This is a genomic window from Pseudomonas sp. R43(2017) (assembly GCF_002112345.1).
Classification (GTDB): domain Bacteria; phylum Pseudomonadota; class Gammaproteobacteria; order Pseudomonadales; family Pseudomonadaceae; genus Aquipseudomonas; species Aquipseudomonas kribbensis.
This window is the reverse complement of record NZ_NEHJ01000008.1, coordinates 265,271-287,117: the sequence shown is the minus strand read 5'-3', so window position 1 is coordinate 287,117 and position 21,847 is coordinate 265,271. Positions and strand designations below refer to the sequence as shown.

Below are 21,847 nucleotides of genomic sequence, written 5' to 3'. Positions count from 1 at the left end.
GTGCCTTTCATCACCACGACAGTTGCACCTGCAACACATCGCTGTACGTCCCCCCGGGCTGATTGCCCGGCAATTGCACCTGACCGTAGATCGGCAGGCTGATGTTGTTCGCATCGCTATAAGCCACCGCCACGCTCTGCCCGATACCCAGGCTCTGGCTGTAGGCCGCATCGCGAAACAGCGAATACGCCACCTTCGCGCTGCCACCACTGATCTGCATCCTGCGCCCGCCGCTGTTGTACTGGCCGCCATCGACCGTCATGTTCAGCGTCACCCCCGGCGTGCATTGCAACTGCACGCCACCGGTCAATGCCACTTGCACCGTGCCGGTGGCCAGGGCCGAACTCGAACCGAAATTCAGTCCGCCATAGTTCGACACGCCTCCCACCACCAGGCAGCCCGGTGTGATCGTTGCGCTGACCTGAAAGCTCTGGCTGGTCACCGCCGCCAGCGGCAACGGCACAGCCCCCGCGCACAGCAGTAGCAGCGCTGCACAGCCATGCCGGCCCATGGCACTAGAACGTCAGTTCAACGGAAATCGTGTCGGTGTAAGTGCCCGCCGGCAGGCCGGCCTTGCCCACCGCCTGACCGTAGATGTTCACGGTCTGCGCCACGCCGGTGCTGGCGGCGAGGTTAATCACGCCGTCGATGGCCAGCAGTTGCGAGTGCCCGGCATCGGTGTACAGGTCGTAGGGCACGTAGTTGGCAACACCGTCGTACAGTGCGCGGGTGCCGCCGGGCGACAACCCGTCATGGGCACCGGCCCGCACCTTGACCGACGGCGTGGTGCCGGCCGAGCAGAGAATCGACAACGCCCCGCCACCGCCGCCCAGCACCTGTCCGGTCGCGGTGGTGAACAGGCTGTTGGCGGTGCCGAAGTTCAGGGCACCGAAGTTCAGGCCTGTGGAACCGCCGGAACCGTTGACCTGGCAACTGCTGATCAGGATCAGGCTGGAAGTGATCTGACCGGTGACCGTGGTGGCGGCATTGATGCTGGAGGCCAGCGTCAGGCCGAGCAACGACAAACCTATCCTTGATGCAATCGTACCCATGGTGTCCTTCCTCTACGGTTTACCAATCGAGCGTCACCGTCAGGGTGTCGGTATAGACACCGGCCGGTACCGCACGGGTGTTCGCCACCACCGAGCCAAATACCGGGATGGGTATCTGCGCGCCGCTGGTGACAGCGAAATTGTGTTGTTGGCCGATGCTGTAGCTCTGGCTGCCCGAGGCATCGAGAAACAGTTGATAGGGGATGGTCTGGCGGCCGTTGCTCAGGCGACGGGTATTGCCGTCACCATGAGTGCCACCGTCTATGCTCACGGTGAAACCGGTCACCGAGGGGTTGCAGGCCACGTTGAGCCTGCCGCTGCTGTCGTTGGCCAGGCTGGCCTTGATGGGGGCGTTCCAGGTCGGGCCTTGCTGGCCGAAGTCGAGCTTGCCGAAATCGCCTACCGGGCTGGCGGGGCTGGATGTATTGGTCACTTCACAGCCGGCGATCAGGGTCAGGCGGGCGTGAATCTGCCCGTTGATGGCCGCCTGGGCATCCTCGGTGAGCAACAGCAATGCGCCTGCGGTGATGACCAGCCAGTGCTTGCCTGTCATGCATCCCTACTCCTTCCGATCCCTGACTGCGTTCGTCATTGAACGCTCCTTCCGCACACGCTCCCGGCCGATCACCAGGTCACCGTCACCTTGACCAGATCCGAATAACGACCGGCTCTCGGCACCTCGGCCATCCGCTCGATCCGGCCGTACAGCGGCAGGTCCACCGAACCGCTGTCGGGCACCCGCCCGCTGACCGGCACGTCCACCACCAGCGGCACCCGCCGTGCGGCGTCCTGGTACAAGCGGTAAGGAATGGCTTTGCCACCCGCCTCGCCCGTCATGTAGCGCACTTCTCCGGTCCCGCCATGCAGCCCGCCATCAACGCGCAGCTGATACGGCGTGTCGGGATTGCATTCCAGGCGCGGCAATCGCGCATTCATCAGCGCCGCCCCGAGTGGCCCGGCCGGATCATCAAGGCGTGCAGTGCTGCCGAAATCGAGCACACCCAGTTGCTCGATACCGGCTCCGCGCTGCTGACCGATCAACTGGCAACCGCGCTGCACATCGACCCGCACTTCAACCTGCAGGTCGGCCGCCTGCACCGGTGTTGCGAGCCCGCCCAGCAATGCCCAGACCACCCTTGCATTCACCGTCCGATCCTTGATGGCGACAGCGTCTCTGCCGTTACAGTGTTTCAGGTTAGCAACGGACGCCGATTGCGCCAGTCGATTGGATCCACTGAACGTGCGGGATATGTTTCGAAAAGTTGTCGATCCGTTACCCCATGGCCCTGAAAAAACCTGTACGCGCCGCAGATTACTGTCCAGAAAGACCGTTGGCCGATAAAGCGCAGTGGAAGGCAAACTACCCATCTGGTTACACTACGCCGCCGCGCTCGGGGGGAGCCGGCCCGACGATGACGGAGTGACCTCACCGTGCCCGCCCGACCGCCCGAACGTTCGCGTCTGTCCCAGCGCCTTTCAGGGTTGCGCCGTTTGTTCGGCAAGCGAAATCTGGCCAGTGCCGGCCATTGCGCCAGCGCCCAGTCAATCCGCGATTACTTCCGGCTCAAGGCCCATGGCCAGGGCTATACCCTCAGCCACAGCCAGCAGCGGGTGATCGACTGCATGGCACAACAGGCCGGAATGTTGTTCGGTCCTGCCGCGCAAACCCCGCCCAGTCTGTACCTGCACGGCGCCGTCGGACGCGGCAAGAGCTGGCTGCTCGACGGTTTTTTTCAGGCCTTGCCGATCCAGCAGAAACAACGCCTGCACTTCCATGAATTCTTCGCCCGCCTGCATCAGGGGATGTTCCGGCATCGCGAGCAGGAAGACGCCCTCGCTGCCACGCTCGACGAACTGCTGCTGGACTGCCGGGTGCTGTGCTTCGACGAATTCCATGTACATGACATCGGTGACGCGATGCTCATCACCCGGTTGTACAAGGCCTTGTTCCAGCGTGGGATTCTGTTGCTGGTGACCTCCAACTATCCGCCGGAAGGCCTGTTGCCCAACCCGCTGTATCACGCGCGGTTCAAACCGGTGATCGACCTGATCAACGCGCGCATGCAGGTCATGGAAGTCGGCGGCCCCCATGACTATCGCAGCCAGACGCGCAATCACGCACATCAGCTGTTCACCCAGGGCCATTACGTGTGGCCGGCCACACCGGCACAACGGCTGGCGCTGGATTTGCCGCCACGGAATACCGCGCCGCAACCGATAACGGTTGGCAACCGGGTCTTGCAGGCGCGTCTGTGCGAAGGTCGCCGCGTCGGTTTCACCTTCAATGACCTGTGCGAACAGCCCACGGCCGTGATGGATTATCTGGAATTGTGCCGGCGCTTCGACCACTGGATCATCGATGAACTGCCGGAGCTGGACGAATGCTCGATCGCCGTCCAGCAGCGCTTCATCAACCTGATCGACGTGCTCTACGACCAGGACAAACACCTGACGCTGCTCGGGCGCCAGCCTCTGCATGAAAGCCTGGCCGGCAACGCCATCGACCTGGCCCGCACCCGCAGCCGGCTGGGGCAATTGGCGGAAGCGCGCGAACCGGCCTGATTTACCGTTATCATGCCGGCCATTCCCGGCGTCACGGCGCCCTCTCGATAGCGACCTTATTTACATGCACACCCTTGCTCAATTGCGCGCCGGCGAACTGTCGGGCATCACCCGGCTGGATCTGGTCGAAGGCTTGACCGAGTTCCCGCAAGAGATCTTCGACCTGGCCGACACGCTGGAGGTACTCAACCTCAGCGGCAACAAACTGAGCAGCCTGCCGGACGATTTGCATCGTTTGTCCCGTCTGCGGGTGCTGTTCTGTTCCGACAACCTGTTCACCGAGCTGCCCGAGTGCCTCGGTCAGTGCCAGACCCTGAGCATGATCGGTTTCAAGGCCAACGGGATCGTCCGAGTGTCCGGCACCGCCCTGCCACCGAAGCTGCGCTGGCTGATCCTGACCGACAACCTCATCGAAACCCTGCCCGCCGAACTGGGCGAGCGCCCGCTCCTGCAAAAACTCATGCTTGCCGGTAATCGTCTGCGCGCGTTGCCGCCATCGCTGAGTCAGTGCCATCGGCTGGAATTGATCCGCATCGCCGCCAACCAGTTGACGGAACTGCCCCAGTGGCTGCTGACCCTGCCGAGCCTGACCTGGCTGGCCTACGCCGGCAATCCGCTGGAAACCGAAGCCGATGCCGCCGCGCTGGAAGCCACGCCGTTGATCGACTGGTCGAGCCTGCGTCTCGAACAGCGGCTGGGCGAAGGCGCGTCCGGGGTCATTTCCCGTGCGTCGTGGCAGCCGGGCGGCCAGCCTGAGCGTTCGGTGGCGGTAAAGCTCTACAAGGGCGAGATGACCAGTGACGGCTCACCGTTGCACGAGATGAACGCCTGCATCACCGCCGGGCTGCACCCGAACCTGATCCGGGTCGAGGGCCGCATCGGCAACCATCCCGAGGGCCAGCAAGGGCTGGTGATGCAACTGATCGATCCGAGCTATCGCAACCTCGCCGCGTTGCCGAGCCTGGCGTCCTGTTCGCGGGATATCTACACCGATGACTGCCGGTTCAGTGCCGATGTCGCCTTGCGCATCGCAAAAGGGATTGCGTCTGTCGCCGAACATCTGCATGAACAAGGCATCACCCATGGCGACCTCTATGGGCACAACATCTTGTTGAACGATCAGGGCGACTGTCTGCTGGGGGACTTTGGCGCGGCGTCGTTCCATGCCACCACCGACAACCTGGAAACCCGCGCGCTGCAACGCATCGAAGTGCGAGCGTTCGGGATTTTGCTGGGGGAATTGCTGGCGCGAATTGACTCGGGGCTGAGTGCGGATCGGCGTGAGGTGCTGGAGGCGCTGGAACAGCGCTGCTGTCAGCCGGAGGTGCTGGCGCGGCCGGGGTTCAGCGAGGTCGTGCAGCAGCTGGAAGCGTTGTAAACGCTACACCGCCATCGCGAGCCGGGCTCGCGATGGCAGCATTTATGACGCAGCGGATCAGCCGGCCAGGCCGACGAACATTTCCTGCACGTCGTCGTGGTTGTCGAGGCCTTCGAGGAACGCTTCAACTTCTGCCATCTGCTCGTCGCTCAGGCCGCTGACCGGGTTCTTCGGCTGATAGCCCAGCTTGGCCGACAGCACGGTGAAACCTTGCTCCGGCAGGGCTTTCTGCACCGCATCCAGGTCGGTCGGATCGGTCAGGAACAGGGTCGCGCCCTCTTCGCCCGGCTCGAAATCCTGGGCACCGGCTTCGATCGCGGCCATTTCCGGATCGGCGTCCGGGGTGTCCGGCGAGGCTTCGATCATGCCGACGTGGTTGAAGTCCCACGCTACAGAACCGGAAGCGCCCAGTTGACCCTTGCGGAACGCCACGCGGATTTCCGCCACGGTGCGGTTGATGTTGTCGGTGACGCACTCGACGATCAACGGAACCTGGTGCGGAGCGAAACCTTCGTAAGTCACGCGATGGTACTGAACGGTCTCGCCCAGCAGGCCCGCGCCTTTCTTGATCGCGCGATCCAGGGTTTCCTTGGGCATCGAGGCTTTCTTGGCCTGTTCGACCACCAGACGCAGGTGTGCGTTGGTGGCGGTATCGGCACCGTTGCGGGCAGCGATGGTGATTTCTTTCACCAGTTTGCCGAAGATCTTGCCCTTGGCGTTGGCTGCCGCTTCTTTGTGTTTAACCTTCCACTGTGCGCCCATTACTCACTCTCTTGATCTGTGGCGCCGAGACATCTATTGGCCGACGCGTGGCGCCAAGTTTATACGGCCTAAAGTCGGCAATCGACCAAAAATTCCGTCACGTGTCGACATCTTCTACACGCCTTGTAGGGCGATTCTGAAAAACCGGTTTGTCATGACCATTTCGCACTGGGGTTTCGTACCCTCTGTGGCCCGTATTACCCGACAGAGCCCGTGCGAATGCTCAATGACAAGGAAAGTCCCTTCACGCTGACACTCACCGACGGTGGCCTGTGCCTGCCGGTATTGCGCTTCAGCGGCCACGAAGCGTTGAACCGACCCTATCGATTCGAGATTGAAGTCATTGGCCTGGCTCCGGCCATGGCTCCCGCCAGTCTGTTGCATCGCCCGGCCTTCCTGCATTTGAGTGAAGGTCATGGCCTTCACGGCACCCTTCACAGCGCCGGTTGTGAACACCGCGGCGCCCACCGGATCGGTTACCAGTTGGTGCTGGTGCCAGACCTGCAGAAACTGGAGCAACAGCCCAGACGTCGGGTGTTCACCCGATTGAGCGTGCCGGACATTCTCGAACGGTTGCTGACAGAACATCGCCTGCCCGCGAACGGCTTCCGCTTCGATCTGACGGTGGGGTACTACCCGCCGCGCCCGTTCTGCATCCAGTACGACGAGTCGGACCTGGCACTGCTGCATCGACTGTGTGAAGAAGAAGGCATCCACTATCACTTCGAGCACCGGCCGGATGGCCATGTCGTGGTGTTTGCCGATGACAGCCTGAGCCTGCCGCAGCCCCCGATACCCGTGCCTTTCCGCCCGGAGAACGCGACACGTGCCCCCACCCTCGGCACGCTGTTCCTGCGTCACGACCCCGTCACGGCGCAGGTGTCGCCCACCGTCCGCGAACGCGGGCAGCCCGGCAACGATGATCAAGCGGCCAACCACGCGGTGACAGGCGTCATACCCCTGCGAGGACTTCCGTCAACCGGTCAACGCTACGCCGATCAACGCAGCCGCCGACAGCTGGAACGCCAGCGCTGCCACTACCGCGGCATCGAGGGGCGCAGCGATTGCCTGCAACTGCTCAGCGGCCGTTTGTTGCAGGTCACGGATCATCCGGTGGGCGCGTTCAACGACCAGTGGCTGATCACCGAGTTGCGCCATCAGGGTCAACAGCCGTCGATTCTCGATCCGATGTCCACGCCCCGTCGTTATCACAACGATTTCACCGCTCAGCCCTGGTCAACCGAGTATCGCCCGCCGTTGCGACAGCCACGTCCGAGCATTCCGGGCTATCACCCGGCGCAAGTGCTGGGCTCGCCCGGGCAACCTGCGCAGCTGGATGATCTGGGTCGACTCGTCGTGCGGTTATGGCCCGCGCTGACACACAATGCCGACACTGACGGCTTGTGGCTGACGATTGCCGTGGTCGGCAGCGGTGGCCGGATCAACAGGGAAGCGCTGCCCCGAGCCGGCAACGAAGTGTGGGTGAGTTTTCTCGACAGTGACCCGGATCGACCGATCCTGTGCCTGGACGTCAGCCAGCCTCGCCCGGCACGCAAAACCCCGGAACCGTCCGACAACGGTCTGTTGCTCGACTGGCTGCTCAACCGCGCCCCGCCTTCGTCCTGATGTTCAACCCTTGTCGGCCTTGCCGGCAGCGGCGGCGAATTTCGCCAGGTGTACATCCAGATGCCGTGGCCGCCGCCCGTGATCCTCGGCGCGCTCCTTGCGGCGAATGGCGTTGCGCACCATCAGCGAGCCGAGATAACGGATCGGCTCAGGCGGAAAATACCCCAGCGGCCCGTTGACCAGCGGCGAGCGCGTCCAAGGGTTGTCGAGGCCTTGCACCAGCGAGGCGAGAATCTGCCCGCCCATGTGGCACGGCCCGACACCGCTGCCGGAATAACCGAAACCATAGAACACATTGCCGCTGGCACTCATCTGGCCGAAAAACGGCAGGCCGGTGACCGAACGGTCCGACGGGCCGTTCCACGTTGCGTCGACTTTCACATCGGCGAAGGCCGGGAAGAAATCGTCGAGGCTGCGCTTGAGCAATCCGGCATAAGGCGATGGCTGGTCGAACACCGGCAGCATCCGTCCGCCGTAAGCGAACGTATTGCCGCCTTTGCCGAGCATGATCCGGCCGTCCGGGGTGTTGTGGTAGTAGTGCACGAAGATCCGCGAATCGAGCACCGTCACGCCGCTGGTCAAGCCGATTTCCTGCAACAGCTCCGGGCGCGGTTCGGTGATCAGCATGTCGCTGGAAACGATCGCCACGCTGCGCTCGAACTGCGGAAAGGCCCGGGCCATCCACGCATTCATCGCCAGCACCACGCGGTCGGCGACTACGCTGCCGCTAGCCGTCTGAATGCGTACCGGACGCCCTTCCTCCAATCCGGTCATCGCCGTGTTCTCGTGAATTTTTACGCCCAGTTGCAATGCGACTCGCCGCAGCCCACGCACCAGTTTGCCCGGCTGGACACTGGCGGCGGCCGGCGAAAACCAGCCTTCCAGATGCTTGTCTGAACCGGCCATTCGCTGCACGTCGGCAACGGGACGCTGGGTGAACGAGTTGATGCCGTTGCGCTCGAGCGCGGCAATCACCGCATCAGTCGAGCCGCACTGCGCGCGGTTGGTGGCGGTGTAAAGCGTACCGTCCAACCGGTAATCGGCATCGACGCCGTACTGCTCGCAGAACTCGCCGATGGCGTGGATGCTGCGCTCGGACTCCTTGACCAGCCGCACCGCCTCTTCGACGCCGAACAACCGTTCCAGGGTGAAATACTTCGCCGACCACGACAGCGCACAACCACCGTTGCGCCCACTGGCGCCGGCGCCGCAGATGTCGGCCTCGATCAGCAACACATCGAGTTCGGGGTTCTGCTGCTTGAGCATGATCGCCGTCCACAACCCGGTGTAACCACCCCCGACGATGCACACGTCGGTGCGCACTTCGCCTTGCAGCGGCGGGCACGGTTCGGACGAATCGAGTTGTAAGGCCTGCTCCAGCCAAAACGGTCTCATGAACATTCTCCAGTCAATCGGCCACGGCACAGCCTGCCGCGAATGTCGCAGCAGGCCGCGAGGCAGGTTTTTCAGTTACGCAGAGGTTTGATGGTCAGGGCCCGATTGGGCACCGAGGCACGGGGTTCCATGACGCCGACCGGGCGGCTGTTCCAGTGTGGTATCAGCACCAGCGCCGAGAACAACGCACAACCGGCGAACACGATGAATACTGTCACCGAATCGAAGTAGCCCGGCAGCAAGCCACCCAGCACCGCGCCGACCGAACCGCAGCCGTTGACGAATCCGGCGGCGGTGGCACCGGCCTTGGCCTTGCCGAAATCGATGGCGGCTGCGCCGCTGATCATTGAGTCCGGGCCGTACAGGGTCAGGCCCATCACGAACAACAACGCGACTACCAGCATCACGCTGCCGGTGTGCAAAGCGCCCATGAACAGCGCGAGGGTCACGGTCAGCGCCAGCAAGCTCAGGACGCAGGCCGGCATGCGTCGTGCGCCGAACAGTTTGTCCGAGGCCATGCCGATCATGATCGGCCCGAGCAGCCCGGCCAGTTCGAACGCAGTCGGAATGATCGCCGCCCCGACCTTGCCGACCGTGGGCATCTGCTCGAATACGATCACCGGGCCCCACAACAGAATCGCGTAACGCGCCGGTTTCAACAGAAAGTACGCCAGACCCAGCACCAGCACCGTGCGGTTGCGCAGGATTTCCTTGAGCGGTTCCCAGACGCTGAGTTTGCTGTTGGCTTCGGCTTCTTCGGCACTGATGACCGGCTCCGGCTCCACGGCGGGCAGGCCCACGTCTTCCGGTTTGTTGCGCTGAAAGATAAAGAACAACAGCGCCACCACGGCCACCACCGCCGCACTGGAAATGAACGCCGCATGCCACGAACCGATCAGCGTGTACGCCCACCAACCAGCAAACGGCGACGCCACCAGGCCGCCAAACGCGTAGCAGGAACTCCACAACCCGAGCACTCGTCCGCGCTGTTCGGCGGGGAAGAAACTGCCGAGGTTCTTGCACAGCCCCGACCATCCGGTGGACTGCGCCAGCCCCTGAATCAGCATGCAGGTGGCGAAGATCGGCAGAGTCGCGAAGCTGCCCATCACCAGCGCGGCAGCGGCGGAAATCAGCAAACCGCCGAGCACCACGACCCGAGGGCCGAAGCGGTCGGCGAGCATGCCCCAGGTGAACTGGCCGATGGCGTAGGCCGCCAGATAAATCGCGTCGAGGTTGGCCATGGCCATTTTGTCGAGCATGAAGGTGGGGTCTTCGGCGATGCCCAGTTTGGCCACCGAAAAGGCTTTGCGGGTGAAATAGAACGCGGCGTAAGCGAGCCAGGTGACAGCGAAGATCTGCATGCGCCAACGCGCAATGGTGCCGATGTGCTTGTTCATTGTGGTTCTGACCTCAGGGTGTGAGTGTGCCGGCAGAATCGTTAAGTAAACGCCTGTGTTTTTTATTGTTGAGCACTGCGATATCACCCCGTCCCTTCGGCGATACCGGTCAGATGAGTCCTGCTGTTGCACGCACAGGCTCATGGCCAGCGTTACTGCCCGACCGGGCAGTCAGCGTTGGCGTGAGCGGATCAAAGCAATTACTGTTTAATAAATAAAATCGATTTATCGTATTTCACACATAAGCTCAGCTTGTTACTTAACGCCATCCGTCAATGAGGAATCAGCGATGTCGGTTTCCCACGCCCAGCTCAAAGCCTTTCACGCCGTGGCCGTGCACGGAAGCTTCACCAAGGCCGCCGAGCGGCTTTATCTGACGCAACCGGCGATTTCCGATCAGGTGCGCAAGCTGGAAGAGCGCTTCGGTGTGTTGCTGTTCCATCGCAACAAACGCTCGGTGCGCCTGACGGATCTGGGCGAGCGCCTCCTAGCAATCACCCAGCGCCTGTTTGTGGTCGAGGCCGAAGCCCAGGAGTTATTGCAGGAGTCCCAGGCCCTGCAGACCGGCAGCCTGATTCTGGCGGTGGACGCGCCGGTGCACGTGCTGCCGCAGATCGCCCGGTTTTGCGAGCGCTACCCGGGGATCAGTGTGAAGATCGAAACCGGCAATACCGATGAGTCGCTGTTCCGCTTGTTCAACTATCAGGCCGATCTGGCGTTGCTCGGGCGCGATGTCAGCGATGAACGCCTGCTGTGCGTGCCGTTGCGTAACGATCCGATGGTGGCGTTCGTGTCGCGTCATCATCCGTGGGCCGAGCGCGAATCGATCTGCCTTGAAGATCTGGACGACACGCCACTGGTGCTGCGCGAACACGGCTCGGTCACCCGCCAGACCCTGGAAGAAGAAATGGCCCGCGCCGGTTTCCGCATCCGCCCGGCGATCCAGGTCGAAGGCCGGGAAGCGGCGCGGGAAGCGGTGGTGGTGGGGATTGGCGTGGGCGTGGTGTCGGCGGCGGAGTTTGGTGCGGACTCACGGGTTTGCGCGCTGCCGATCACCGATTGCACCCGGCGGTTGACCGAGACACTGGTGTGCCTGCGTGAGCAGAGTTCGCGGCGGGTGGTGGCGACGTTTCTTGAGATGGTGCGCGAAAGTCTTGTGTAGTCAGTTCCGGCCCTTCCCGAGCAAGCTCGGTCCCACACTGGAGCCGCGACGTGCACAAATCCTGTGGGAGCGAGCTTGCTCGCGAATGGCCGCGATACGGTTATCAGTTGGGAGCCAATCCAAAAAACGCCTGAATCAGCCGCAATTCTCGCCGCCGCTCCACGCAACCGATCATGTGCCGGTTCACCAACCCTTCTCCCGCGATGGGGATCGCGACGACACGGGGATCGTGGCTGACTTCCACCGATGACACCACGCCAACCCCCAACTCAGCCGCCACCGCCTCCGTCACCGCCTCACGGCTGTCCAGCTCCAGCAACACCCGTGGATTGACTGACGCCTGGGCACAGGCCTGATCGAAGGTGCGTCGGGTAATCGAACTCGGCTCGCGCAACACCATGATCACCTGATCCAGCTCCTTGAGCCTGACCTCGCCACTGCGAGTCGCCCAGGGATGCCCGGCCGGCACCAGCGCGCAGATCCGCGATTCGCTCAGGGCTTGCAGGTGCAGGCCCTTGCGCGGCTCGACTTCGGTCAGCACCGCCACATCAGCGTGCTCGGACAACAACGCCGCCAACGTTTCCTGAGCGTTGCCCAACCGCAAATTCACCGTGATCCCCGGATACCGCGCCCGCAGGCTGGCAAGCATCGGCATGACCATGTGCGGGCCGTCCGCCGCGACCTCCAGACGCCCGGTCAGCAACTGCCGATTGGCTTCGAGCAACGCCTGGGCCTCTTCGGCCATGCCGAACATCGCCCGGGTGATCGCCGCCAGTTTGGTGCCCTCCTCGGTCAGCTCGACCCGGCGCGCCGTCCGTCGCAACAGGGTGATCTGGTAATGCTCCTCCAGCGCCTTGATGTGCCCGGTGACCGCCGGCTGGCTGATGAACAACCGCGCGGCGGCACGGGTGAAGCTGCCTTCCCGGGCCACGGCGTCGAAGGCGCGGAGCTGGAACAGGTTCATGAATAACCCTCACTGATGGCTGGCATAACAACAAACAATTTGATTGATGATCCGCCGAATTGCAACGTATGCCCCGTAGCTTCATCCCACAGCGCTATCGCGAGGACACACGAATGAGTACTGCCGCACCCATCCTGCTCACTCCCGGCCCGTTGACTACCTCGGCCCGCACCCGTCAGGCGATGATGGTCGACTGGGGTTCATGGGATGACCGCTTCAATCAATTGACCGCCAGCCTCTGCGAGCAACTGCTGGCCATCATCAACGGCGCCGACAGCCACCACTGCGTGCCTTTGCAGGGCAGCGGCACCTTCGCCGTCGAAGCTGCCATCGGCACCCTCGTCCCTCGCGACGGCAAGGTGCTGGTGCTGATCAACGGCGCCTACGGCAAGCGTCTGGCGAAGATCTGCGAAGTCCTCGGCCGCTCGTTCAGCACCTTTGAAACCGCTGAAGACGAACCGACCACCGCCGCCGACGTCGACCGCCTGCTGCGCGCCGACAGCGACATCACCCACGTCGCGCTGATCCACTGCGAAACCAGCACCGGCATCCTCAACCCGCTGCCGGAAATCGCCCAGGTCGTCGAACAGCACGGCAAACGCCTGATCATCGATGCCATGAGTTCCTTCGGCGCGTTGCCGGTGGATGCGCAGAAAGTCCCGTTCGATGCGCTGATCGCCGCTTCCGGCAAATGCCTCGAAGGCGTACCGGGCATGGGCTTCGTGTTTGCCCGCAAGGAATCCCTGGCGGCTGCCGCCGGCAACTCCCATTCGCTGGCGATGGACCTGTTCGACCAGCACAGCTACATGAAGAAGACCGGCCAGTGGCGCTTCACCCCGCCGACCCACGTGGTCGCCGCGCTGCACGAAGCCCTGCTGCAATACAACGAAGAAGGCGGCCTGCCGGCCCGGCATGCGCGTTACGCCGCCAACTGCCAGGCGCTGATGGAAGAGATGGGCAAGCTCGGTTTGCGCAGCTTCCTGCCCGCCGCGATCCAGGCGCCGATCATCGCGACCTTCCACGCACCGAAAGATCCGCGCTACCAGTTCAAGGACTTCTACGAACGGGTCAAGGCCAAGGGTTACATCCTCTACCCCGGCAAGCTGACCCAGGTCGAAACCTTCCGCGTCGGCTGTATCGGCCACGTCACCCCGGCGCAGATGCGCGAAGCCGTCGCGGCCGTGGGCGAAGTACTGCGCGAGATGGAAGTGCTCGACATCTGATTCACCCGGCCCGCTCCCTTATTTGAATTGCATTGCCAACACAGGATTCTGACCAGCATGAACTACAACAACCCAAGCAAGCTGCAAGCCGCCATCCTCGACTGGGCCGGTACCGTCGTCGACTTCGGTTCTTTCGCGCCGACCCAGATCTTCGTCGAAGCCTTCGCCGAATTCGATGTCCAGGTTTCCATCGAAGAAGCCCGGGGCCCGATGGGCATGGGCAAATGGGATCACATCCGCACCCTGTGTGACCAGCCGCAGGTTGCCGAGCGTTATCGCAAGGCGTTCGGCCGCACCCCGACCGACGATGACGTGACCGCGATCTACAACCGCTTCATGCCGCTGCAGATCGAAAAAATCGCCGAGCACTCGGCACTGATTCCCGGCGCACTGGAGACCATCGCCAACCTGCGCCAGCAAGGGATCAAGATCGGCTCCTGCTCCGGTTATCCGAAGCAGGTGATGGACAAGGTCGTGGCACTGGCCGCCACCAACGGCTACATCGCCGACCACGTGGTAGCCACCGACGAAGTGCCGAACGGCCGCCCATGGCCGGCCCAGGCCCTGGCCAACGTGATTGCGCTGGGCATCGACGATGTCGCTGCCTGCGTGAAGATCGACGACACCGTGCCGGGGATTCTTGAAGGTCGACGCGCCGGGATGTGGACCGTGGCGCTGATCTGTTCCGGCAACGCGCTGGGCCTGGATTACGAAGGCTACCGCGCACTGGGCAGCGACGCCCTGGCCAGCGAGCGCAAGCGTATCCACGCCCTGTTCGAAGGCTCGCGTCCGCACTACATGATCGACACCATCACCGACCTGCCGGAAGTGATCGCCGACATCAACAAGCGCCTGGCCAAGGGTGAGATGCCGCAAAGCAGCTGATAACGCCGCCTGCAGCAAACAAAAACGCCAGTGTCTGCCCGACACTGGCGTTTTTTTTTGGGCAAACCCCTGATTTCGCGCAATGAAAGAGTTTTTAGACGCGGGCAATTCGGCCAAAGCGGATTACAGTTAAAGCATGCCGTCGCTCAAGAACGGCACGTTTCGACCCTGATCCGTGAGGAAATACCGTATGCCGTGGACAAGTTCCGAATCACGCTACAGCACCGTGTCAGTCCTGTTGCACTGGTTGATGCTGGTGTTGTTGGTGCTGGTGTATGCCAGCATGGAATTGCGAGGCATCTTTCCCAAGGGCAGTGGCGGCCGCTCGCTGATCCGCGAAGTGCATTACATGCTCGGCCTGACCGTGTTCGTGCTGGTGTGGTTTCGCCTGCTGGCCCGCAGCATCGGCCCGGCGCCGAAGATCTTCCCCGCTTCACCGCAGTGGCAGACCGCACTGGCCCGGCTGATGCACTGGGTGTTGTACCTGTTCATGATCGCCATGCCGATCCTGGGCTGGCTGATCACCAGCGCCGAGGGCCATCAAGTGATGTTCTACGGTTTCGACCTGCCGTTGCTGGTGCACGAGGACAAAGCCTTCGCCAAGCAGGTTGAACACTGGCACGTACTGATCGGCAACATCGGCTACTGGCTGATCGGCCTGCACGCGCTGGCCGGGCTGTATCACCATTACGTGGTGGGCGATAACACGCTGTTGCGGATGATGCCCAAGCGCAATCAGGGTTGACCGTCGAATCCACGCCGGCCCTGCAAGCCGCCGGTGTGGATGAAGATCAGGCGCGTTCCACGCTTGAAACGGCCGGCCTCGATTTGTTGTTTGAGCGCGAGCAAGGCCTTGCCGGTGTACAGCGGTTCGAGGGGAACGCCGCTGGCCTGTTCGGTTTGCGTAACGAATTCAAGCAACGGCGCATCGACTTTGGCGAAGCCGCCACGGCTGGCGCCGATCAGCTCGTAGCCGCCGATATCACCGACAATCGCCTCGACATTGGCCGCGACGCCGTGATCATCGGGCACGGCCATTGCGCCAAACACCGGGTGTTCACCCGCCTCTGCCAGCACCAGTCCCGCGAGCGTGGTGCCGGTGCCACAGGCCAGCCACCAGCCGTCATGGTTGTCCCAGCCGAGCTTGCCGAGTTGTTGACTGACCTGATCCTTCAGTGATGCGCAACCCTGTGCACCGGGCAACCCGCCGCCACCTTCGGGCACCGGATGCAGCGTCGGGTATTGCTCCCGCCACGGCTGCCAGAATCCAGGCTCGTGCCGCGCCCGATAACCGCCATAACCGAGCCAGTGCAACTGCATGCCGAACTCCTGCAGATCCCTGACTGTCGGCGTGTCCTGCGGATGCCCGCGCAACAGCCCGACCGTTGTGAATCCCAGTCGTTTGCCCGCAGCGGCCAGCGCATGCAGGTGATTGGAGTGCGCACCGCCCAGGCTGATGATGCCTTCGGCACTCGCACGGTCGGCGTCTTTGAGATGTTCGACAAGTTTGAACCATTTGTTGCCGCTGATCAGCGGGTCGATCCGGTCCAGACGCAGGATCGCCACTTCAATGCCGGCGGCAGTGAGCCAGCCCAGATGAAGCGGTTCGAGAGGGGCTTGAGGTAGCCAGTCAGCGGGGGGAAGAAGCATTGGCGAATTATCAATCTAAATAAAGCCAGCATTGTAGTGGCTCTAAAGACGCCATCGCGAGCAAGCTCGCTCTCACATGGCTTTGTGCAGCTCACAACATCTGTGAACGACGCAAAACCTGTGGGAGCGAGCTTGCTCGCGATGGTCGCTGGCACGCTGGACCTGGTTGCAGCGTTACAGCTCGGCGGCCAGACGCGAACCCTGATTGATCGCACGTTTGGCATCCAGCTCGGCCGCGACATCGGCGCCGCCGATCAGGTGCACGTTCTGCCCGGCTGCCACCAGACCGTCGTGCAACTCGCGCAACGGATCCTGGCCGGCGCAGATGACGATGTTGTCCACCGGCAGCACTTGCGGCTCGCCGTTTTCGCCGATGCGGATGTGCAGGCCTTCGTCGTCGATCTTCAGGTATTCAACGCTGTTGAGCATCTGCACCTGCTTGTTCTTCAGACCGGTACGGTGAATCCAGCCGGTGGTTTTGCCCAGACCGTCGCCGACCTTGGATTTCTTGCGTTGCAGCAGGAATACGTCACGGGCCGGTGCGTGCGGTGCAGCCTTGATCCCGGCCACGCCGCCACGGGCTTCCAGGTTCGTGTCGATGCCCCACTCTTTCCAGAACGCGGCGCGATCCTGACTGGTGGCCACGCCTTCATGAACGAGGAATTCCGAGACGTCGAAACCGATACCGCCGGCGCCGATCACCGCCACACGCTTGCCCACCGGTTTGCGCTCGAGCAGCACATCCAGGTAGCTCAACACTTTGGCGTTCTCGACACCCGGAATCGCCGGCACTCGCGGCGCAATGCCGGTGGCCAGGATGACTTCGTCGTAACCGCCCTCGACCAGTTTTGCCACATCGACGCGGGTGTTCAGGCACACCTCGACGTTGGTGGTCTGCAGTTTGCGTTTGAAGTAACGCAGGGTTTCGTAGAACTCTTCCTTGCCCGGCACGCGCTTGGCGACGTTGAACTGGCCACCGATTTCGCTGGCCGAATCGAACAGCGTCACCTGATGCCCGCGTTCGGCAGCCACGGTGGCAGCGGACAGGCCCGCCGGGCCGGCACCCACCACGGCAATCTTCTTGATCTGCTTGACCGGCAGGTAGTTGAGTTCGGTCTCGTGGCAGGCACGCGGGTTGACCAGACAGCTGGTGAGCTTGCCGCCGAAGGTGTGATCGAGGCAGGCCTGGTTGCAGCCGATGCAGGTGTTGATTTCGTCGGCGCGGCCTTCGGCAGCCTTGTTGACGAAGTCCGGGTCGGCGAGGAACGGCCGCGCCATCGACACCATGTCGGCGTCGCCTTCGGCCAGGATCTGCTCGGCGACTTCCGGGGTGTTGATGCGGTTGGTGGTGATCAGCGGAATGCTCACCGAACCGCGCAGTTTGGCCGTGACCTTGCTGAACGCCGCACGCGGCACTTTGGTGGCGATGGTCGGAATCCGCGCTTCGTGCCAGCCGATACCGGTGTTGATGATGGTCGCACCGGCCTGCTCGATGGCTTTGGCCAGGGTGACGATTTCTTCCCAGGTGCTGCCGCCTTCCACCAGATCGAGCATCGACAGGCGGAAGATAATGATGAAATTCGGACCGACCGCTTCACGCACCCGGCGAACGATTTCCACCGGCAGGCGCATGCGGTTTTCGTAGCTGCCGCCCCAACGGTCGGTGCGATGGTTGGTGTGGGCCGCGAGGAACTGGTTGATGAAGTAGCCTTCGGAACCCATGATTTCCACGCCGTCATACTCGGCGGTCTGGGCCAGTACCGAGCAGGTGACGAAATCGCGGATCTGTTTCTCGATGCCCTCCTCGTCCAGCTCTTTGGGCTTGAACGGGTTGATCGGCGCCTGAATCGCGCTCGGTGCGACCTGTTTCGGGCTGTAGGCATAACGGCCGGCGTGGAGGATCTGCATGCAGATCTTGCCGCCCGCGTCATGCACCGCACGGGTGACGATGCGGTGCTTGAGGGCTTCTTCCTCGGTGGTCAGCTTGGCGGCACCGGAATACACGCCGCCCTCATCGTTCGGGCCGATACCGCCGGTCACCATCAGGCCGACGCCGCCACGGGCGCGCTCGGCAAAATACGCCGCCATCCGCTCGAAACCACCCGGTTTCTCTTCCAGGCCGGTGTGCATCGAGCCCATCAGGGTGCGGTTGCGCAGCGTGGTGAATCCCAGGTCCAGCGGGGCCAGCAGGTGCGGGTAAGTGGCGGTCATCGGTAACTCCACAGCGAGCGATCACGGAAAATGCGGGAGCTCTGCGTCCCCCGTCAGTCATGTTCGACAGCCTAAGAGTCGCATCGCTGTCACTCAATGACCGTAACTGACAAGTTATTGATCCAAATGCGCAGCGCCCCTTGGCAAGCGCAGGCATGGGCCCTACCCTAGTCCCACACTCTGTACCCGGCTGTTGTTGGATTTCATGCGCAAACTTCTGTACCTGACCTTTTCCATGGCGCTGGTCGCCGCGCTCACCTTCTACGCCATGTGGGCGGCTGACCGCCCGGCCGGTCATTACCTGTCGGACCTGCGGATCAAACTGGCGGTCGATCAGGGCACCCGCGCCGATCGTGGCAATCTGCTGGGAATCCAGCCCGAGCTGTTCCCCACCGACTACCAAAGCTCCGAGCGCCTGCACCGCAAACTCGCGGCTTATTTGCAGCAGGCGCAGGATCAGGGTCTGCTCAATGACAAAACCATCGTGGTGTTGCCCGAGCATGTCGGCACCTGGCTGATGATCAGCGGCGAGAAAGACGAGCTGTACCAGGCCCCCACCCTCGAAGAGGCGATGAACTGGCTGGCCGCCAGCAACCCGTTGCAGTTTGCCCGCGCCTGGCTCACCGCCAGGGGCAGCAGCCGTCTGGATGACGCCCACCTGCGGATGAAATCCCGAGACATGGCCAAGGACTATCAGCTGCTGTTCGGCGGCCTGGCCAGGGAATTCCATATCACTCTGGTCGCTGGCTCGATCGTGCTGCCGGAACCGAACATCATCGACGGCCGACTCAAGGCCGGCAGCGGCGCGCTGTACAACACCAGTGTGGTGTTCGGTCGTGACGGCGCCCCGCTCGGCCAGCCGCAGCGGCAGATGCGCCCGATCTTCGATCAGGATCAAGCGGCCGGCACCGGCGAGGCTTCACAGATCAATGTGGTCGACACCCCCGCCGGGCGCCTCGGTGTGCTGATCGGCAACGACAGCTGGTATCCGGACAACTATCGCAGGCTTGACGCGCAAGGTGCGCAACTGATCGCGGTGCCGGCGTACGTCATCGGGCATGGTGTGTGGGATCAGCCCTGGCAGGGTTACCGGGGCATGAACGTGCCGGACTCGGTCAGCCTCAAACCGGGAGAGGTCAGCGAGGGCCAGGCCTGGCATCGCCTGACCCTTACGGCACAACCGCCGGGCAGCCGGGCGATTGCCGGCATGAGCGTGTTCCTGCGCGGGCAGTTCTGGGACAAACCGAGTTCCGGACAGAGCTTCCTCAGCAGCAATGGCCAGCAGTTCGCCGACGGCGAAGCTCGTGGCGCGCGCCTGCTCAATCTCTGGTTGTAGACCATGAAGCCGCTGCCGATGCGTCTCGGAGATCTGTCGGTGGGCTTCGTCCATAGCCTGGCCGATGCCGTGCGCAGCCATGACGCCGACCCGCAGCCGTTACTTGAACAATATGGGCTCGACACCGCAAGACTGGCCGAGGCCGGCGCACGCCTGTCGATCCCGCGCTACATGCGCCTGGGTCATGGTGCGATCCAGTTGACCGGCGATCCGGCGCTGGGTTTGCGCATGGGCCAGCTCAGTCGTCTGAGTCAGGCGGGACTGGCGGGCGTCACGGCAGCGCAGGCGCCGACGGTGCGCGAGGCCGCCCGCTGCCTGACGCGCTTCGAACCGTTGTACGGCTCCAATTATCGTGGCCAGTCGAGTTTCCACGAAGACGCCAGCGGCGCGTGGCTGCGGTTCTACTCGATCAGCCCGTACAACGCCTATAACCGCTTTGTGGTGGATTCGATCATCGCCGGCTGGCTGCATCAGTTGTCCAGCATCAGCCCCGAAGCGCTGCGCGCGGAACGAATCGAAATCGAGTTCGACACCCCGGACTACCGCGACGCCTACGCCGTGCTCGGCGAATGCCCGATCCAGTTCGGCGCCGAACACAATCAATTGCGCCTGAGCCTCGCCAGCCTGGCCCAACGCAATCCACAACACTGCCCCAGCACCTGGAAACATCTGCTGCAATTGTGTGAGCGGGAACTGGAACAACTGACGCGCACCCGCAGCCTGCGCGAGCGCATCACGCAATTGCTCGGGCCGTTGCTCAATGGCGGCCGGGAACCCGACCTGGAAGAAGTGGCGGCGCGCCTGAAGCTGCCGACCTGGACGTTACGGCGCAAGCTGGCCGAAGAAGGCACGCAGTTTCGTGCGATCCTCAACGACACCCGCCGTGATCTGGCGATGACCTACATCCGCGACACTGAACTGGCGTTCGGTGAAATCGCCTACCTGCTGGGCTTTGCCTCGGCCGAAGCTTTCCAGCGCGCCTTCAAGCGCTGGAACGGCCAGACACCGGGCGAGTTCCGCCGCAGTCACCGCAAGACGGGCTGAAGCCTCAGAGCTCGGTGGCGTCTTCCGCAGGCTCCGGCGAATCCAGTTCGTAGGCCTGGAATTCAAGCAGTTCTTCTTGATAGTCATCCATCGTGTAATCCCCCTCACTGCTTTGCTGAAATGGCCTGGAGCAAATGACCAGTGCCTCGAGCATAAAGTGCCCGTATGAAGGAAAAATGAAACACGGCCTTCATGAAATAAACGTAGCAGGCGGTCAGGGATTTATCGCGGGGATTTTTTCAGAAGGTGTGAACCGACATTTCAGCTCACACAGGAAACGAAGCGGGAGCGACGTTGCGTCGCTCCCACAACCGGTCAATGCCCGCTTGGCATCGCCGGGATCGGCTCGGACGGTGGCGGCAAGTCCGTCGGATTGGCCGGTGGCGTGATGACTTCCGGTGCCGGCGCTGATGTTGGAACCAGCTCCGAACCCGGGGCCGGGGTGATCGGCGCCGCCTCGGCAGGTGGAACGACCGGTTCCGAGCTGGCCGGAGTAGTCTCGGCGGCGGCAGGCGCCGGGGCCGCGGCAGGTTCGGCGGCCGGGGCGGGAGCCGGAGTCGGCTCGGCCGCTGGCGTCGGGGCCAGCGCGGCCGGCGCAGCCTTGGGTTCCGGTACGCCCAGATCGGCCTTCGGCTTCTCGGTGATGTGGGCGGCTTTCTTCGCATCGGCCGGCAGGAACAGCTCGACCAGGGTGAAGAAGCGCTCGTAGAACTTCTGCGAAGACACGGTTTCGCTGGCCACCTTCACCATCGAGTCGTCAGAGGAGCCGATCGGCATCGACACCGAGCCCAGCACGCCAACCCCGAGGCTGGCCGAGTTGTTGGTCTTCTTCAGCGCGTAGCGGTCCTGCAGGGCGTTGGCGAACACGGTCGCGTGGTGCGCGGAGCTGCCGTCATCGGTACACACCACGTTGAAGCTGATCTCCATGTGGGTTTCACCGGTCTGCTGGAAGCTCTTGTGCCCGCTGACCAGTTTCGGGTCGCTGCTGGTGATGATGTAGCCCTGGCTGAGCAACGCACGGCGCGCCGCTTCGCAGCTGGCGGCATCGGTGACCGGATAGTTGCGCGAAAAGGTGCCGGAGTCGTCGAAGTTCTCATGCTCGTAGATAGGCTTGTCCTTGGAGCAGCCGGCAGCGGCGGTCAGCAACAACGCCAACCCGAAAAAACGCACGGGAATAGAATTCAACATTAAACATCCTGA

At 62.8% G+C, this 21,847-nt stretch carries 21 protein-coding genes; 9 read left to right on the top strand and 12 right to left on the bottom strand.

What is annotated here, in order from left to right:
* Positions 1–10: 10 nt before the first annotated feature.
* The 4 genes from CAG02_RS22805 to CAG02_RS22790 form a co-directional block, all read right to left on the bottom strand.
* Positions 11–511, bottom strand: coding sequence for a spore coat U domain-containing protein (locus tag CAG02_RS22805; RefSeq protein ID WP_085712449.1), 501 nt, complete (start codon positions 509–511; stop codon positions 11–13).
* A 4-nt stretch (positions 512–515) separates the two neighbouring features.
* Entirely contained in the window at positions 516–1,052 is a 537-nt protein-coding gene (locus CAG02_RS22800; protein ID WP_085712450.1) for a spore coat protein U domain-containing protein, read from the bottom strand.
* Positions 1,053–1,071: 19 nt separating this feature from the next.
* Entirely contained in the window at positions 1,072–1,605 is a 534-nt protein-coding gene (locus CAG02_RS22795) for a spore coat U domain-containing protein (protein ID WP_085712451.1), read from the bottom strand.
* Positions 1,606–1,676: 71 nt separating this feature from the next.
* Positions 1,677–2,198 carry a spore coat U domain-containing protein gene (locus CAG02_RS22790; protein ID WP_085712452.1) on the bottom strand — a complete coding sequence of 174 codons (522 nt, stop codon included), beginning with the start codon at positions 2,196–2,198 and terminating at the stop codon, positions 1,677–1,679.
* A 285-nt stretch (positions 2,199–2,483) separates the two neighbouring features.
* Here CAG02_RS22790 and zapE point away from each other — a divergent pair, with 285 nt between their 5' ends.
* Both zapE and CAG02_RS22780 read left to right on the top strand, forming a co-directional pair.
* Entirely contained in the window at positions 2,484–3,614 is a 1,131-nt protein-coding gene (zapE, locus tag CAG02_RS22785; RefSeq protein ID WP_085712453.1) for a cell division protein ZapE, read from the top strand.
* A gap of 64 nt (positions 3,615–3,678) precedes the next feature.
* Positions 3,679–4,992, top strand: coding sequence for a protein kinase (locus tag CAG02_RS22780; RefSeq protein ID WP_085712454.1), 1,314 nt, complete (start codon positions 3,679–3,681; stop codon positions 4,990–4,992).
* Between the two features lie 57 nt (positions 4,993–5,049).
* Here CAG02_RS22780 and CAG02_RS22775 read toward each other — a convergent pair whose 3' ends face one another.
* On the bottom strand, positions 5,050–5,754 hold the full coding sequence (locus CAG02_RS22775; RefSeq protein WP_085712455.1) for a YebC/PmpR family DNA-binding transcriptional regulator: 705 nt from the start codon (positions 5,752–5,754) through the stop codon (positions 5,050–5,052).
* Between the two features lie 219 nt (positions 5,755–5,973).
* On the opposite strand from CAG02_RS22775, the gene CAG02_RS22770 reads away from it, so the two are divergent.
* On the top strand, positions 5,974–7,380 hold the full coding sequence (locus CAG02_RS22770; protein ID WP_085712456.1) for a type VI secretion system Vgr family protein: 1,407 nt from the start codon (positions 5,974–5,976) through the stop codon (positions 7,378–7,380).
* A gap of 3 nt (positions 7,381–7,383) precedes the next feature.
* Here CAG02_RS22770 and CAG02_RS22765 read toward each other — a convergent pair whose 3' ends face one another.
* A complete protein-coding gene (locus tag CAG02_RS22765) occupies positions 7,384–8,781 on the bottom strand; it encodes an FAD-dependent oxidoreductase (protein WP_139831905.1) in 1,398 nt (465 codons plus the stop codon).
* A gap of 65 nt (positions 8,782–8,846) precedes the next feature.
* The gene (locus CAG02_RS22760) at positions 8,847–10,172 is read right to left on the bottom strand and encodes an MFS transporter (RefSeq protein WP_085712458.1); all 1,326 of its coding nucleotides are present in this window, start codon (positions 10,170–10,172) and stop codon (positions 8,847–8,849) included.
* A 289-nt stretch (positions 10,173–10,461) separates the two neighbouring features.
* Between CAG02_RS22760 and CAG02_RS22755 the strand changes: the two genes are divergently transcribed.
* The gene (locus CAG02_RS22755; RefSeq protein ID WP_064380790.1) at positions 10,462–11,334 is read left to right on the top strand and encodes a LysR family transcriptional regulator; all 873 of its coding nucleotides are present in this window, start codon (positions 10,462–10,464) and stop codon (positions 11,332–11,334) included.
* 103 nt (positions 11,335–11,437) lie between these two features.
* Here the strand turns inward: CAG02_RS22755 and CAG02_RS22750 are convergent, their stop codons facing one another.
* Positions 11,438–12,298 carry a LysR substrate-binding domain-containing protein gene (locus CAG02_RS22750; protein WP_085712459.1) on the bottom strand — a complete coding sequence of 287 codons (861 nt, stop codon included), beginning with the start codon at positions 12,296–12,298 and terminating at the stop codon, positions 11,438–11,440.
* Positions 12,299–12,411: 113 nt separating this feature from the next.
* On the opposite strand from CAG02_RS22750, the gene CAG02_RS22745 reads away from it, so the two are divergent.
* The 3 genes from CAG02_RS22745 (at position 12,412) to CAG02_RS22735 (ending at position 15,151) form a co-directional block, all read left to right on the top strand.
* Positions 12,412–13,521, top strand: coding sequence for a 2-aminoethylphosphonate--pyruvate transaminase (locus CAG02_RS22745; protein ID WP_085712460.1), 1,110 nt, complete (start codon positions 12,412–12,414; stop codon positions 13,519–13,521).
* Positions 13,522–13,578: 57 nt separating this feature from the next.
* Positions 13,579–14,406, top strand: a complete 828-nt coding sequence (phnX, locus tag CAG02_RS22740) for a phosphonoacetaldehyde hydrolase (RefSeq protein WP_085712461.1) — start codon at positions 13,579–13,581, stop codon at positions 14,404–14,406.
* Positions 14,407–14,596: 190 nt separating this feature from the next.
* Complete coding sequence (locus CAG02_RS22735) at positions 14,597–15,151, top strand: cytochrome b (protein ID WP_085712462.1); 555 nt, start codon at positions 14,597–14,599, stop codon at positions 15,149–15,151.
* Here CAG02_RS22735 and CAG02_RS22730 read toward each other — a convergent pair.
* On the bottom strand, positions 15,142–16,056 hold the full coding sequence (locus tag CAG02_RS22730) for a 1-aminocyclopropane-1-carboxylate deaminase/D-cysteine desulfhydrase (RefSeq protein ID WP_085712463.1): 915 nt from the start codon (positions 16,054–16,056) through the stop codon (positions 15,142–15,144). The genes CAG02_RS22735 and CAG02_RS22730 overlap by 10 nt on opposite strands.
* A 174-nt stretch (positions 16,057–16,230) precedes the next feature.
* Positions 16,231–18,267 (bottom strand): NADPH-dependent 2,4-dienoyl-CoA reductase, encoded by a 2,037-nt coding sequence (locus CAG02_RS22725; RefSeq protein WP_085712464.1) that lies wholly within the window; start codon positions 18,265–18,267, stop codon positions 16,231–16,233.
* A gap of 205 nt (positions 18,268–18,472) precedes the next feature.
* On the opposite strand from CAG02_RS22725, the gene CAG02_RS22720 reads away from it, so the two are divergent.
* Positions 18,473–19,603 carry a carbon-nitrogen hydrolase family protein gene (locus tag CAG02_RS22720; protein ID WP_085712465.1) on the top strand — a complete coding sequence of 377 codons (1,131 nt, stop codon included), beginning with the start codon at positions 18,473–18,475 and terminating at the stop codon, positions 19,601–19,603.
* A 3-nt stretch (positions 19,604–19,606) separates the two neighbouring features.
* The gene (locus CAG02_RS22715) at positions 19,607–20,647 is read left to right on the top strand and encodes an AraC family transcriptional regulator (RefSeq protein ID WP_085712466.1); all 1,041 of its coding nucleotides are present in this window, start codon (positions 19,607–19,609) and stop codon (positions 20,645–20,647) included.
* Between the two features lie 4 nt (positions 20,648–20,651).
* On the opposite strand, the gene CAG02_RS29845 is transcribed toward CAG02_RS22715, so the two are convergent.
* The gene (locus CAG02_RS29845; RefSeq protein ID WP_170929600.1) at positions 20,652–20,801 is read right to left on the bottom strand and encodes a hypothetical protein; all 150 of its coding nucleotides are present in this window, start codon (positions 20,799–20,801) and stop codon (positions 20,652–20,654) included.
* 161 nt (positions 20,802–20,962) lie between these two features.
* Positions 20,963–21,835: a DUF2242 domain-containing protein gene (locus CAG02_RS22710; RefSeq protein WP_085712467.1), complete on the bottom strand. Its 873-nt coding sequence runs from the start codon at positions 21,833–21,835 to the stop codon at positions 20,963–20,965.
* Between the last annotated feature and the right edge of the window lie 12 nt (positions 21,836–21,847).